This is a genomic window from Rhodoferax sp. (assembly GCF_039922535.1).
Classification (GTDB): Bacteria; Pseudomonadota; Gammaproteobacteria; order Burkholderiales; family Burkholderiaceae_C; genus Rhodoferax_B.
Genome location: NZ_JBDTEM010000205.1, coordinates 1 through 13,715 on the forward strand (window position 1 = coordinate 1; position 13,715 = coordinate 13,715).

A 13,715-nucleotide genomic window follows, 5' to 3' on the forward strand; every position below is an offset into this window, starting at 1 on the left:
CCAGCAGCCTGCCCCAGGGCAAGGCCGACAACCAGATCCTGGGCGTGGTCGAGGCGCTGCGCCCCCTGCACCCAGGCCGCGAAGTGGTGCTGGTGTCCAAAGACATCAATATGCGCGTCAAGGCCCGGGCCCTGGGCCTGGCCGCGGAGGACTACCAGAGCGACAAGGCGCTGGACGACGGCGAGTTTTTGTACTCCGGCGCACTGGCCCTGCCGGCCGACTTCTGGACCAAGCACGGCAAAACCGTGGAAAGCTGGCAGCAAGGCCTGTACACCTTCTACCGCATCTCCGGCCCCATCGTGCCCGAGATGATGGTCAACCAGTTTGTCTACTTCGAGTCGCCCGGCGAGCCGAATCTGTACGCCCGCGTCACCGAAATCCGCGCCAAGACCGCCGTGCTAAAGACGCTGAAGGACTACAACCACCTCAAGCACGCCGTCTGGGGCGTAACCACCCGCAACCGCGAACAGAACTTCGCGATGAACCTGCTGCTCGACCCCGAAGTCGATTTCGTCACCCTGACAGGCAACGCGGGCACCGGCAAAACCCTGATGGCCCTGGCCGCCGGCCTGACCCAGGTGCTGGACGAGCGCCGCTACACCGAAATCATCATGACGCGGGCCACGGTCAGCGTCGGTGAAGACATCGGTTTCCTGCCCGGCACCGAGGAAGAAAAGATGGGCCCCTGGATGGGCGCGTTGGACGACAACCTGGAAGTGCTGGCCAAGACCGAGACCAGCGCCGGTGAATGGGGCCGCTCAGCCACCAATGAATTGATCCGTTCGCGCATCAAGATCAAGAGCATGAACTTCATGCGTGGCCGCACCTTCCTGAACAAGTACGTGATCATCGACGAGGCGCAAAATTTAACGCCCAAGCAGATGAAAACACTGATCACCCGCGCAGGCCCCGGCACCAAGATCATTTGCATGGGCAACCTGCAGCAGATCGACACGCCCTACCTGACCGAAGGCTCCTCAGGCCTCACATTCGCCGTGGACAAGTTCAAAGGCTGGCCCCACAGCGGCCACATCATGCTGGCGCGCGGTGAACGCTCGCGCCTCGCGGACTTCGCCAGCGAAGTCCTGTAACCCCAACTGAGACACACCATGATTCTGGAAATTGCCGACATCCGCATCCGCCCTGGCGAACAGGCCGCTTTTGACGAGGCCATCACGCGGGGCCTGGAAACCGTCATCAGCAAGAACGCAGGCTGCACGGGTTACAAGGTCAACAAAGGCGTAGAAAGCCCCGAGCGCTACGTGCTGCAAATCTTCTGGACCTCCATCGAGGCCCACAACGTCGGCTTCCGCGAAACCCCGGCATTTGCCGAATGGCGCGGCATCGTGGGACCTTTCTTCGCCAGCCCACCCGTGGTGGAACACTTCGAACTGGTCACCCAGTCGCATTGATCCGGCAGACGCAAAAAAAGCCCGTGGAACCCATTGGTTCCACGGGCTTTTTTTTAGATGATTTAATTCGTTGCGCGTTCGGCTAAAAAGATTTCGACCCGGCGGTTGCGGGCACGTCCGGCATCGCTGGTGTTGTCAGCCACGGGTTCGCGTGAGCCCCGGCCCGCCACGATGATGCGGCGCATTTCCACGCCACGGGCAGCCAGGTAGTCGCGCGCGCTATCGGCGCGGTCGAGCGACAGAGGTTCGTTGATGGCATCGCTGCCGGTGCTATCGGTGTGGCCGATGATGCGCACCTCGGTGTTGGGCTGGTTTTGCAAGCCGCTGGCAAACTGGTCCAGGATGGGGCGCAGGCTGGGCTTGATGTCGGCGCGGCCGGTGTCAAACGAGATGTCGCTGGGAATATTCAGTTTAAGCTGGTTGTCCGCCGTTTGGGTCACCGCTACGCCGGTACCTGCCGTAGCCTGTTCCATCGCCGCTTTTTTGTCTTGCATGTGCTTGGACCACACGTAGCCGCCCAGCGCGCCGAGCCCGGCACCGATGGCCGCACCGCCCTTGCTGTCGCCAATGATCACACCGGCCAACGCGCCAATGCCTGCGCCGGTCGCCGTGCCCTTTTGCGTCTCGCTCATGTTGGCGCAACCGCCCAGGGCCAATGCCAGGGCGGTAGCCACGAGGACGGTCTTGCGGGGGATGTAGTTACTGTTTGTCATTCGGGTCTCCTTAGAAATGGGCTCAAGAGCAAGCCAGACACCATAACGTTTGTACCCTGAAAAGGTTACAAGTTCAGCAATATCCCCACAATCCAGATTTATAAAAAATCGGCAGCTTGTGCTGATGTAGCAACGGCCTCCAGCTATTAAGAAAATAACTAGAGGCCGTTGTGCGAAACCAGAGGGCAGCGGCCCTCCGGCATTCGGGAGGTCAGGCGGCGGCGGTGTCTTTCACCGTGTCGGCCAAGTCGGTGTAGTCCTTGACCTTGTCGAAGTTCAGGTACTGGTAAATCTTCTCGCTGTCCTTGTTGAGTACGCCCATGTCGGCCATGTATTCGGCCTTGGTGGGGATACGGCCCAGCTTCGAGCAAATGGCAGCCAGCTCGGCCGAGCCCAGGTACACATTGCTGTTCTTACCCAGGCGGTTCGGAAAGTTGCGGGTGGAGGTTGAGAACACCGTAGCGCCCTCTTTCACCTGCGCCTGGTTGCCCATGCACAGGCTGCAACCGGGCATTTCCATGCGCGCACCCGCACTGCCCAGCACGCCGTAATGGCCCTCTTCGGACAACTGCTTGGCATCCATCTTGGTGGGCGGTGCCATCCACAGCTTGACGGGGATGTCGCGCTTGTTTTCCAGCAGCTTGGAGGCGGCACGGAAGTGGCCGATATTGGTCATGCAGGAACCGATGAAGACTTCTTCGATCACGTTGCCCGCCACTTCGGCCAGCGTCTTCACATCGTCCGGATCGTTCGGGCAGGCCACGATAGGCTCGTGGATGTCGGCCAGGTCGATCTCGATCACGGCAGCGTAGTCGGCATCGGCATCGCCGTGCATCAGCTCGGGATTCGCCAGCCAGGCTTCCATCGCCTTGATGCGGCGGTTGATAGTGCGCACGTCAGAGTAACCGGTGGCAATCATCCACTTCAGCATGGTGATGTTGCTATTGATGTACTCGATGATCGGCTCTTTGTTCAGGTGCACGGTGCAGCCGCCAGCGGAACGCTCGGCCGACGCATCGCTCAGCTCAAAGGCCTGTTCCACTTTCAAATTCGGCAAGCCTTCGATTTCCAGAATGCGGCCCGAGAAGATGTTCTTCTTGCCTTGCTTGGCCACCGTCAGCAAACCCGCCTTGATGGCGTACAGCGGAATCGCATTCACCAGATCACGTAGAGTGATGCCGGGCTGCATTTCGCCTTTGAAACGCACCAGCACGCTCTCGGGCATGTCCAAAGGCATCACGCCGGTGGCCGCGCCAAACGCCACCAGACCGGAGCCCGCTGGGAAGCTGATACCGATAGGGAAACGTGTGTGGCTGTCGCCGCCAGTGCCGACGGTATCGGGCAACAGCATGCGGTTCAGCCAGCTGTGGATGATGCCGTCGCCCGGACGCAAAGGCACGCCGCCACGGGTGCTCATGAAGTCAGGCAGTTCGTGGTTCATCTTCACGTCCACGGGCTTGGGGTAAGCGGCCGTGTGGCAGAAGGATTGCATTACCAGGTCGGCACTGAAGCCCAGGCAGGCCAGGTCTTTCAGCTCGTCGCGGGTCATCGGGCCGGTGGTGTCTTGCGAGCCAACGGACGTCATCTTGGGTTCGCAGTAGGTGCCAGGGCGCACGCCTTGGCCCGCAGGCAGACCGCAGGCGCGGCCAACCATCTTCTGGGCCAACGTGAAGCCCTTCTTGGTGTCGACCGGGTTTTGCGGCAGGCGGAACAAGGTGCTGACGGGCAGACCCAGCGCTTCACGCGCCTTGGCGGTCAGACCACGGCCAATGATCAGCGGAATACGTCCACCGGCGCGCACTTCGTCGAACAGCACTTCGCTCTTCAGCGTGAACTCGGCAATCACCTTGCCGTCTTTCAGCGCCTTGCCTTCGTAGGGCAACAGCTCGACCACATCGCCCATGGCCATTTGGCTCACGTCCAACTCGATCGGCAGCGCGCCGGAGTCTTCCATGGTGTTGTAGAAAATCGGAGCAATCTTGGAGCCCAGGCAGACGCCACCAAAACGCTTGTTCGGCACGAAGGGAATGTCTTCGCCGGTGAACCACAGCACCGAGTTGGTGGCCGACTTGCGGCTGGAGCCGGTGCCAACCACGTCGCCCACATAGGCCACCAGGTTGCCCTTGGCGCGCAGGTCTTCCAGGAACTTCACCGGGCCGCGCTTGCCGTCTTCTTCGGGCGTCACGCCAGGACGGGCGTTCTTGTGCATCGCCAGGGCGTGCAACGGAATGTCGGGGCGGCTCCAGGCGTCGGGTGCGGGCGACAGGTCATCGGTGTTGATTTCGCCAGCCACCTTGAAAATACTGACGGTGATGCTCTTAGGCACTTCGGGGCGACTGGTGAACCACTCGGCATCGGCCCAGCTTTGCAGCACGGCCTTGGCGTAGGCATTGCCTTTTTCGGCTTTTTCCTGCACGTCATGGAATTGGTCGAACATCAGCAGGGTTTTCTTCAAACCCTCGGCGGCTGCCGCAGCCACCGTGGCGGCGGAGTCGTCCAGCAGATCGATCATCGGGCTGATGTTGTAGCCGCCCAGCATGGTGCCCAGGAGTTCGGTGGCTTTTTCACGCGTCAGCAGGGGGCATTTTTCGGTGCCGTGGGCCACGGCGGCCAGGTAGCTGGCCTTGACCTTGGCGGCATCGTCCACGCCTGCGGGGATGCGGTGGGTGATCAGGTTGAGCAGATTGGCTTCTTCGCCTGCGGGCGGGTTTTTCAGCAGTTCGATCAGCTCACCGGTCTGCTTGGCAGACAAGGGGAGCGGGGGAATGCCGAGGGCGGCGCGCTCGGCAACATGGGCGGCATAGGCTTGCAACATGGTTTTCTCCTGGTTCAAATAATCGTGGGGGCAGACGGAAGATTTTTATTTGGCAGCAACTTCGGGTTGCAAAACGGGCTGGGATATGGCCTGCGCAGGCAGCGGAGCAGGGGCATTAAGCACGCTTTGTGCCGGGTGCAGCTTGAGTGACTCTGCCACAGCGACCTGCTGGGGACTCATGCATTCGTCGGCCAGGCGCTGGCCCAGTTTTTGGTTCATCAGCATCGATTTATTGCCCAGCTGCAGCCACACGGCTCCAGCTTTCTGGTCTTCCAGGCGGATGGCTCCAGTACTGGTTTCCACCGGGAACATGCGGTATTTGAGGTTTTTGACCTGGACGTTGAAGTAGCCGGGGTATTTGGCATCGGCCACCAGCGTGACGGTGGTGCCGAATTCGCAAGGCACGCTGCCGACTTGGACGCGTTCGGCAATCGCCATCTCGGCGGGGGTCAGGGCAGCTTCGGCGGCTTCGATACCCGCAGCCACATTTTTGGCGGCAGTTTTGAGCTGGATGCGGCTGCTGGTGGGCTTGTGAGCCGCTTTCGCAGTAGCCTTGACCGGTTTTTTGGGTAGGTCCTGAGCCAAAACAAACGCAGGGGCCAGTGCCAACAGGGCAACAGAGAGGATCAGTTTCATACAGTTTCAGTGGTAAGGATGGGAGCAGAGGGCTTGAAATACGCCGCCATCTCGAACGGCAAGGCACGCCCGGTCTGGTGGGCGCGCTCCAGCACCTGCCAAAAATAGCGGTAGCTGGCACGATCGTGCAACTGACCGGCAAAAGAAATCGGAGCCCAGCGGGCGGCTACCGCGGCACTGATGATGCGGGCGGCGGCATCGATCTCGGCCTCACCCGGCGCAAATGCGGCCAGGATAGGCCGTATCTGGCTCGGGTGGATGCTCCACATGCGGGTAAAGCCCAGGGTCCGGGCCGCACGCTCGGCTGCCGCCTGCATGGCCTGGGTGTCGGCGAACTCGGTCACTACGCAGTGTGACGGCACCTTGCCGTGGGCATGGCAGGCGGAGGCGATCTCAAGCTTGGCACGCACCACCAGCGGGTGGGCAAATTGGCCATCCACGCCCATGGCATCGCCCGGAATGGCCCCGCCGTGGCTGGACACAAAATCCATCAGCCCAAAGCTCAGGGACTGCACGCGTGGCTGCGCGGCGATTTCGAATGCGCGCTGCACGGCGGCAGGCGATTCAATCAAAACATGTAGCGGTAGATGCAGAGCAGACGCGCGCTGGAGTGCTTTTTCGACCTGAATAATGTCGCGCACCGATTCGATCTTGGGCACCATGATGTGGGTCAGCCGGTGGCCCGCCTGGGCACCAATCACGGCCATGTCCTGCTCGAAAGCCGGGTGGTCTACCGCGTGGACCCGCACGGCCACGCGCGCCTCAGGCGGGGCGGCCAACGCTAATGCCACCACCATGGCGGCATGCTCGGCCTCGCCACCGACGGGCGCGCCGTCTTCACAGTCCAGCGTCACGTCGAATACGCAGGCCCCGAACTCTTCGGTCATCTCGGCCTGCAATTGCAGGCTTTTGCGCATCCGTGCTTCCACGCCGCTGTAGTGGTCGCAGACCGGCAGGAACACCTGCGCAGCCTGGGCACCCAGCAGAACGTGGCGTGGATGCTGCATGTTGGCTTAGAGGAGGTGGGCGACGCCAGCTTGCTCGTCTTGCAACTCTTTCAGCGTGGTGTTAATGCGCTCTTGGCTGAATGCATCGACTTCCAGGCCTTCGACCAGCTTGTATTCGCCGCCTTCGCAGGTCACGGCAAAGCCGAACATCACGTCCTTGGGAATGCCGTACTGGCCGTCCGATGGGATGCCCATGGTGACCCACTTGCCGTTGGTGCCCAACGCCCAGTCGCGCATGTGGTCGATGGCGGCGTTGGCCGCCGAAGCAGCGGAGGACACGCCGCGTGCCGCGATGATAGCCGCGCCACGCTTGCCCACGGTGGGCAAGAACGTGTTGGCATTCCATTCCTGGTCGTTGATCATGGCCTTGACGCTTTCGCCGTTGATGGTGGCGAAACGGTAGTCGGCGTACATCGTGGGCGAGTGGTTGCCCCAGACAGTGAGTTTTTCGATATCGGCCACAGCCTTGCCGGTCTTGGCAGCAATCTGGCTCAGCGCACGGTTGTGGTCCAGGCGCAGCATAGCGGTGAAGTTCTTGCGTGGCAGATCCGGCGCGCTCTTCATGGCGATGTAGGCATTGGTGTTGGCGGGGTTACCGACCACCAGCACCTTGACGTTGCGGCTGGCCACAGCGTTCAGGGCCTTGCCTTGGGCGGTGAAGATTTCAGCATTCACGGCCAGCAACTCGGCGCGTTCCATGCCCGGGCCACGGGGGCGCGAACCGATCAGCAGTGCGTAGTCCACATCTTTGAAAGCGGTCATCGGGTCGCCATGGGCTTCCATGCCCACCAGCAGCGGGAAGGCGCAGTCTTGCAGTTCCATCATCACGCCTTGCAGGGCTTGCTGGGGCTTTTCCATGGGGACTTCCAGCAATTGCAGAATCACCGGCTGGTCTTTGCCTAGCATTTCGCCGGAGGCGATACGGAACAGAATGGCGTAACCAATTTGACCAGCGGCGCCGGTAACAGCAACGCGAACAGGCTTCTTGCTCATGGGAAAAACTCCAGAAAGTTGTGAAAAAGGAGGTTGACATGTGCCAAGCCTGGGCCTGGGCACTGGAAATCAGCGCAGAGTTTACTCTCGAAAACCCGTACGCGCCAATTTGTCTTATGTCTTATATAAGATATGATTCGATTAGTTTCAAGATGTAGCTTTTGATGTTGTTTTTACGATTTATCCATGGCCCACATTGCACCTTCCACTGTTGACTCCTTACTTGCCAGCGTCGAGTCCGGCGCGGCTGCCGCATCGACGACACCGGCCTTCAGCCCGCTGTACCAGCAGATCAAAGGCCTGATTTTGCAAAGCCTGCAAGCGGGTGAATGGAAGCCCAGTGAAGCGATTCCCAGCGAAATGGACCTGGCCGCGCGCTTTCGGGTCAGCCAAGGCACGGTGCGCAAGGCGATTGACGCACTGGCCGCCGACAACCTGCTGGTGCGCCGCCAGGGCAAGGGTACATTCGTGGCCACCCACGCCGCCCAGCACATGCCTTACCGGTTTTTGAAGCTCAAACCCGATGTGGGCAATGCCACCGATGAAGGCCCGGCCCAGCGCGACATCATCGACTGTAAACGCCAGCGCGCCAGTGCCGATGTGGCCCGCGCCCTGGCTTTGCGGCCCGGCGATGCCGTTTTGCAGGTGCGCCGCGTGCTGTCGTTCCAGGAGAGCGGGCTCAACGGCGTGTTTGTGCCGACGATTCTGGAAGATCTGTGGCTGCCCGGCGGCCCCTTCAAAGGCCTGACGGCTGAACGCCTGGCGGACTACCAGGGTGCGATGTACGCCCTGTTTGAAAGCGAATTCAACGTGCACATGGTAAGGGCCGACGAAAAAATCCGCGCCGTGCACCCCGATGCCGAGCAGGCCCGCCTGCTCAAGGTCGCTGCCACCGCACCATTATTGAGCGTGGAACGCGTGGCCTACACCTACAACGACGTACCCATGGAGCTGCGCCGAGGGCTGTATACCACCTTGACGCACCACTATCACAACGAACTTAGTTGAACCATAGTTGGGGCCAATTTTGCTGTGACTTATTTCCTTATGCTGCATTGCAATAGAATTTTGCAAGCCGGATTTTAAAAAATTACAACGCCGTTACACACTTTGAAAGCGCACCTATGACAGAGATTGCCTCCACCGCCCGCCCCAAACGGCCCGAATTTCGCAACATCCATGCGCTAAAAGACCTGCCCACCTACCGCATGGCCCCGGCGGCCTGGGTGTCCATCCTGCACCGCATCAGTGGTTTCATCATGTTTTTGCTGATGCCCTTCATTATCTGGATGTTCGACACCTCGGTTTCCAGCGAGATTTCGTTTGCCAAGTTCAAAAATGTGTTCAACCATGGTGCAGGTTTTGTCCCCGGCTTCTTCTTTAAGCTGGTTGCCTTGGCACTTATTTGGGCCTATTTGCACCACTTTATTGCAGGCCTGCGACACTTGTGGATGGATACCAGCCACGACGCAGTGACCAAGGAATTCGGCGCTTCTTCGGCCAAATTCACCCTGGCGCTCAGCATCGGCCTGACCATCGTGCTGGCAGCCAAGCTGTTCGGCCTGTACTAAATTCCCCCGGAGCAATTCAACATGTCGGTAAATTACGGATCCAAGCGCGTCGTGGTCGGCGCACATTACGGCTTGCGCGACTGGTTGGCGCAGCGCGTCACGGCGGGCATCATGGCCTTGTTCACGGTGGTGGTGTTGGCCCAGCTGCTGCTGTCCAAAGGCCCCATCGGCTACGACCTGTGGGCCGGCATCTTTGCCGCACAGTGGATGAAGATTGTCACCTTCTCGGTCATCATCGCCCTGCTCTACCACGTCTGGGTCGGCATGCGCGACATCTGGATGGACTACGTGACCTCCATGGTTTGGCTGCGTCTGCTGCTGCAAATTTTCACGATGGTTTGGCTGGTCGGCTGTGCTGGCTGGGCCATCCAGGTCCTCTGGCGCCTCTAACTTCACGTTAAAGCACATTCGACAAAAGCAACATAAAAATGACCTATACCAAAGCCCACATTTCTAAGCGTAAATTTGATGTCGTGATCGTCGGAGCCGGTGGCTCGGGCATGCGCGCGGCCCTCGAACTGTCCAAAGCCGGCCTGAACGTGGCCTCGCTGTCCAAAGTGTTCCCCACCCGCAGCCATACCGTGGCCGCACAGGGTGGCGTGAGCGCGTCGTTGGGCAACATGAGCGAAGACAACTGGCATTACCACTTCTACGACACCATCAAAGGATCCGACTGGCTTGGCGACCAAGATGCCATCGAGTTCATGTGCCGCGAAGCCCCCAAGGTGGTCTACGAACTGGAGCACTTCGGCATGCCGTTCGACCGCAACCCCGACGGCACGATTTACCAACGCCCGTTCGGCGGCCACACTGCCAACTACGGTGAAAAACCGGTGCAACGCGCTTGCGCGGCGGCCGACCGTACCGGCCACGCCATGCTGCACACCCTGTACCAGCAAAACGTCAAGGCCAAGACCAACTTCTTTGTCGAATGGATGGCACTGGACCTGATCCGCGACGAAGCCGGCGATGTGGTCGGCGTGACCGCGCTGGAAATGGAAACCGGTGACCTGCACATCCTGCAAGCCAAGACTGTGCTGCTGGCCACCGGCGGCGCTGGCCGTATTTTCGATGCGTCCACCAACGCCTTCATCAACACCGGCGACGGCCTGGGCATGGCGGCACGTGCTGGCATTGCCTTGCAAGACATGGAGTTCTGGCAATTCCACCCCACCGGCGTGGCCGGTGCGGGCGTGTTGCTGACCGAAGGCTGCCGCGGCGAAGGCGCGATTTTGCTCAACAGCAATGGCGAGCGCTTCATGGAGCGCTATGCGCCCACCATGAAAGACTTGGCCCCACGCGACTTCGTGTCGCGCTGCATGGACCAGGAAATCAAGGAAGGCCGTGGCTGTGGTCCCAACAAGGACTACATTCTGCTGAAATTGGACCATCTGGGTGCCGACACCATCCACAAGCGCCTGCCCTCCGTGTACGAGATTGGCGTGAACTTCGCCAACGTCGACATCACCAAAGAACCCATCCCCGTGGTGCCCACCATCCATTACCAGATGGGCGGCGTGCCGACCAACATCCACGGCCAGGTGGTGGAGCAAAAGGGTGAAGTCAACAACTCGGTGGTTAACGGCTTGTACGCCGTGGGCGAATGCGCCTGCGTCAGCGTGCACGGCGCGAACCGCCTGGGCACCAACTCGCTGTTGGATTTGCTGGTGTTTGGCAAGGCCGCAGGCCGCCACATCGTCGAATTCAACCAGAAGAACAAAGAGCACAAACCTCTGCCTGCCGACGCAGCCGACCGCACACTGGAGCGCCTGAACCAGCTGGAAAGCTCGACCGAAGGCAGCTACTGCCAGGACGTGGCCGCTGAAATCCGCACCACCATGCAGCTGCATGCCGGTGTGTTCCGCACCCAGGTCAGCATGGACGAAGGCGTGGAAAAAATCGCCGCCATCCGCAAGCGCGTGGCCAACGTCACCCTGAAAGACAAGTCCAAGATCTTCAACACCGCCCGGATTGAAGCCTTGGAAGTGGACAACCTGATCGAAGTGGCCCAGGCCACCATGGTCTCGGCTGCTGCCCGCCGTGAATGCCGCGGTGCCCACACCGTGTACGACTACGAACACCCGGCCGACCACGCAGAATTTCCGCTGGGCCGTAACGACAAGGAGTGGATGAAACACACCCTGTGGTACAGCGCCGACAACCGCCTGAGCTACAAGCCCGTCAACCTCAAGCCCCTGACGGTAGACAGCATCCCACCCAAAGTGCGCACGTTCTAAACCACCTTACCGCACGATTAGGAAACCCCATGACCAAACGCACCTTCCAGATCTACCGCTACGACCCGGACACCGATGCCAAGCCGTACATGCAGACCATCGAGATCGAACTCGACGGCCACGAACGCATGCTGCTGGACGCGCTGATCAAGCTCAAAGCCCAAGACCCCACCCTGTCGTTCCGCCGCTCCTGCCGCGAAGGCGTGTGCGGCTCGGACGCGATGAACATCAACGGCAAAAACGGTCTGGCCTGCCTGACCAACATGCTGACGCTGCCCGGCACCATCGTGCTCAAGCCGCTGCCCGGCCTGCCCGTGATCCGCGATCTGATCGTGGACATGACCGACTTCTTCAAGCAGTACAACTCGATCAAACCCTACCTGGTGAACGAGAGCCTGCCTCCCGAGCGTGAACGCCTGCAAAGTCCCGAAGAGCGCGATGAGCTCAACGGCCTGTACGAGTGCATTCTGTGTGCCAGCTGCTCCACCAGCTGCCCCAGCTTCTGGTGGAACCCGGACAAGTTTGTCGGCCCCGCCGGTCTGCTGCAAGCCTACCGCTTCATCGCCGACAGCCGTGACGACAGCACCGCCGCCCGCCTGGACAACCTGGAAGACCCGTACCGCCTGTTCCGCTGCCACACCATCATGAACTGCGTGGATGTCTGCCCCAAGGGCCTGAACCCCACCAAGGCCATCGGCAAGATCAAAGAGCTGATGGTGCGTCGCGCCATCTAAGGGCTGTTGGTGCAACCACTTTCTCCTTCTACCGAACCGGCTGCACCTACCGTGCGGGTCGGCTCGGACTTGCTCGGTGAGCGGGCTTTGAGCAAACTGCGCTGGCGCTGCCGCCGGGGTTTGCTGGAAAACGACTTGTACATCGACCGCTTCTTCCAAAAGTTTGCCGACACGCTGACCGTCAGCCAGGGGCAAGCCATGTTGGATCTAATGGATTTAAGTGACAACGATTTGCTGGACCTGCACCTGGCACGGAAACCGCTTGCTGAGGTCGAACCCGCGTTGGACCGCAGTGACGTGCACGAAGTTTTGACTATGTTGAGAAACCGCTGAAAGGGCAATGAAATGAAGTTAGCAGATAACAAAGCCACTCTGTCGTTTAGTAACGGCAGCCCCAGTGTAGAACTACCGGTGTACCAGGGCAACGTGGGGCCGGATGTCGTGGATATTCGCAAGCTCTACGCCCAAACCGGCATGTTCACCTACGACCCAGGCTTTTTGTCCACCGCGTCGTGCCAGTCCGCCATCACCTACATCGACGGCGACAAGGGCGAACTGCTCTACCGTGGCTACCCCATCGAGCAGTTGGCCACCAACTGCGACTTCATGGAAACCTGCCACCTGCTGCTGTACGGTGAGCTGCCCAACGCCACCCAAAAGAGCGACTTCACCAAGCTCGTGACCAACCACACCATGGTCAACGAACAGATGCAGTTTTTCTTGCGCGGTTTCCGCCGTGATGCCCATCCGATGGCCATCATGACCGGCTTGGTGGGTGCTCTTTCGGCCTTCTACCACGACAGTACCGACATCACCAACCCGGCACACCGCGAAATCTCGGCGATCCGCCTGATCGCCAAGATGCCGACGCTGGTGGCCATGGCCTACAAGTACACCATCGGTCAGCCCTACATGTACCCGAAGAACAACCTGAGCTACGCGGGCAACTTCTTGCACATGATGTTCGCCACGCCGTGCGAAGAATATGTGGTCAGCCCGGTGCTGGAACGCGCCCTGGACCGCATCTTCACCCTGCACGCCGACCACGAGCAAAACGCCTCCACCTCTACCGTGCGCCTGTGCGGCTCGTCGGGAACCAACCCGTTTGCGGCGATTGCTGCGGGCGTGGCCTGCCTCTGGGGCCCGGCCCACGGTGGCGCCAACGAAGCCTGCCTGAACATGCTGACCGACATCCAAAAGATGGGCGGTGTGGCCAAGGTCGGCGAGTTCATGGAAAAGGTCAAGGACAAGAACTCCGGCGTCAAGCTGATGGGTTTTGGCCACCGCGTGTACAAAAACTACGACCCACGCGCCAAGCTCATGCAAGAGACCTGCAAGGAAGTGCTGGCCGAGCTGGGCCTGGAAAACGATCCGCTGTTCAAGCTGGCCATGGCGCTGGAAAAGATCGCCCTGGAAGACGACTACTTCGTCTCGCGCAAGCTCTACCCGAACGTAGACTTCTACTCCGGCATCGTGCAGCGCGCCATCGGCATCCCCACGCCGCTGTTCACCGCCGTGTTTGCGCTGGCCCGCACCTCCGGCTGGATCGCCCAATTGAACGAAATGATTGGCGACCCCGAGTACAAGATCGGCCGCC

The 13,715-nt window shown here is 60.3% G+C and carries 14 protein-coding genes; 9 read left to right on the forward strand and 5 right to left on the reverse strand.

Features of this window, described 5'->3' with window-relative positions; translation table 11 throughout:
- On the forward strand, nucleotides 1–1,091 hold a 1,091-nt coding region (locus ABI213_RS09685; protein ID WP_348026880.1), incomplete at its 5' end, for a PhoH family protein.
- Between the two features lie 18 nt (nucleotides 1,092–1,109).
- Nucleotides 1,110–1,412: an antibiotic biosynthesis monooxygenase family protein gene (locus ABI213_RS09690; protein WP_348026882.1), complete on the forward strand. Its 303-nt coding sequence runs from the start codon at nucleotides 1,110–1,112 to the stop codon at nucleotides 1,410–1,412.
- A gap of 62 nt (nucleotides 1,413–1,474) precedes the next feature.
- On the opposite strand, the gene ABI213_RS09695 is transcribed toward ABI213_RS09690, so the two are convergent.
- The 5 genes from ABI213_RS09695 to ABI213_RS09715 all read right to left on the reverse strand — a co-directional run bounded on the left by ABI213_RS09695 (nucleotide 1,475) and on the right by ABI213_RS09715 (nucleotide 7,576).
- On the reverse strand, nucleotides 1,475–2,125 hold the full coding sequence (locus ABI213_RS09695) for an OmpA family protein (protein WP_348026884.1): 651 nt from the start codon (nucleotides 2,123–2,125) through the stop codon (nucleotides 1,475–1,477).
- A 211-nt stretch (nucleotides 2,126–2,336) separates the two neighbouring features.
- The gene (gene acnB / locus ABI213_RS09700; RefSeq protein WP_348026886.1) at nucleotides 2,337–4,940 is read right to left on the reverse strand and encodes a bifunctional aconitate hydratase 2/2-methylisocitrate dehydratase; all 2,604 of its coding nucleotides are present in this window, start codon (nucleotides 4,938–4,940) and stop codon (nucleotides 2,337–2,339) included.
- 45 nt (nucleotides 4,941–4,985) lie between these two features.
- Entirely contained in the window at nucleotides 4,986–5,576 is a 591-nt protein-coding gene (locus tag ABI213_RS09705) for a hypothetical protein (protein ID WP_348005687.1), read from the reverse strand.
- Complete coding sequence (locus ABI213_RS09710) at nucleotides 5,573–6,583, reverse strand: aldolase/citrate lyase family protein (protein ID WP_348005688.1); 1,011 nt, start codon at nucleotides 6,581–6,583, stop codon at nucleotides 5,573–5,575. Before ABI213_RS09710 ends, ABI213_RS09705 begins: the two co-directional genes overlap by 4 nt.
- A 6-nt stretch (nucleotides 6,584–6,589) precedes the next feature.
- Entirely contained in the window at nucleotides 6,590–7,576 is a 987-nt protein-coding gene (locus ABI213_RS09715) for a malate dehydrogenase (RefSeq protein WP_348005689.1), read from the reverse strand.
- A gap of 186 nt (nucleotides 7,577–7,762) precedes the next feature.
- Between ABI213_RS09715 and ABI213_RS09720 the strand changes: the two genes are divergently transcribed.
- The 7 genes from ABI213_RS09720 to gltA all read left to right on the forward strand — a co-directional run.
- A complete protein-coding gene (locus ABI213_RS09720) occupies nucleotides 7,763–8,584 on the forward strand; it encodes a GntR family transcriptional regulator (protein WP_348005690.1) in 822 nt (273 codons plus the stop codon).
- A gap of 116 nt (nucleotides 8,585–8,700) precedes the next feature.
- Nucleotides 8,701–9,147 (forward strand): succinate dehydrogenase, cytochrome b556 subunit, encoded by a 447-nt coding sequence (gene sdhC / locus ABI213_RS09725; RefSeq protein ID WP_348005691.1) that lies wholly within the window; start codon nucleotides 8,701–8,703, stop codon nucleotides 9,145–9,147.
- 21 nt (nucleotides 9,148–9,168) lie between these two features.
- Complete coding sequence (sdhD, locus tag ABI213_RS09730) at nucleotides 9,169–9,537, forward strand: succinate dehydrogenase, hydrophobic membrane anchor protein (protein WP_348005692.1); 369 nt, start codon at nucleotides 9,169–9,171, stop codon at nucleotides 9,535–9,537.
- Between the two features lie 38 nt (nucleotides 9,538–9,575).
- Nucleotides 9,576–11,384, forward strand: coding sequence for a succinate dehydrogenase flavoprotein subunit (gene sdhA / locus ABI213_RS09735; RefSeq protein ID WP_348026888.1), 1,809 nt, complete (start codon nucleotides 9,576–9,578; stop codon nucleotides 11,382–11,384).
- Between the two features lie 29 nt (nucleotides 11,385–11,413).
- Entirely contained in the window at nucleotides 11,414–12,118 is a 705-nt protein-coding gene (locus ABI213_RS09740) for a succinate dehydrogenase iron-sulfur subunit (protein ID WP_348005694.1), read from the forward strand.
- Nucleotides 12,119–12,127: 9 nt separating this feature from the next.
- A complete protein-coding gene (locus ABI213_RS09745; RefSeq protein ID WP_348005695.1) occupies nucleotides 12,128–12,451 on the forward strand; it encodes a succinate dehydrogenase assembly factor 2 in 324 nt (107 codons plus the stop codon).
- Between the two features lie 12 nt (nucleotides 12,452–12,463).
- Nucleotides 12,464–13,715: citrate synthase (gltA, locus tag ABI213_RS09750; protein WP_348026890.1), on the forward strand; the 1,252-nt coding region annotated here is incomplete at its 3' end.

Bases quoted from the DNA above. Each gene is read 5' to 3' on its own strand.
- ABI213_RS09710 (WP_348005688.1), bottom strand. From the start codon at position 6,583: ATGCAGCATCCACGCCACGTTCTGCTGGGTGCCCAGGCTGCGCAGGTG.
- sdhA (WP_348026888.1), top strand. From the start codon at position 9,576: ATGACCTATACCAAAGCCCACATTTCTAAGCGTAAATTTGATGTCGTG.
- ABI213_RS09705 (WP_348005687.1), bottom strand. From the start codon at position 5,576: ATGAAACTGATCCTCTCTGTTGCCCTGTTGGCACTGGCCCCTGCGTTT.
- ABI213_RS09715 (WP_348005689.1), bottom strand. From the start codon at position 7,576: ATGAGCAAGAAGCCTGTTCGCGTTGCTGTTACCGGCGCCGCTGGTCAA.
- ABI213_RS09740 (WP_348005694.1), top strand. From the start codon at position 11,414: ATGACCAAACGCACCTTCCAGATCTACCGCTACGACCCGGACACCGAT.
- ABI213_RS09720 (WP_348005690.1), top strand. From the start codon at position 7,763: ATGGCCCACATTGCACCTTCCACTGTTGACTCCTTACTTGCCAGCGTC.
- sdhD (WP_348005692.1), top strand. From the start codon at position 9,169: ATGTCGGTAAATTACGGATCCAAGCGCGTCGTGGTCGGCGCACATTAC.
- acnB (WP_348026886.1), bottom strand. From the start codon at position 4,940: ATGTTGCAAGCCTATGCCGCCCATGTTGCCGAGCGCGCCGCCCTCGGC.
- ABI213_RS09690 (WP_348026882.1), top strand. From the start codon at position 1,110: ATGATTCTGGAAATTGCCGACATCCGCATCCGCCCTGGCGAACAGGCC.
- sdhC (WP_348005691.1), top strand. From the start codon at position 8,701: ATGACAGAGATTGCCTCCACCGCCCGCCCCAAACGGCCCGAATTTCGC.
- ABI213_RS09695 (WP_348026884.1), bottom strand. From the start codon at position 2,125: ATGACAAACAGTAACTACATCCCCCGCAAGACCGTCCTCGTGGCTACC.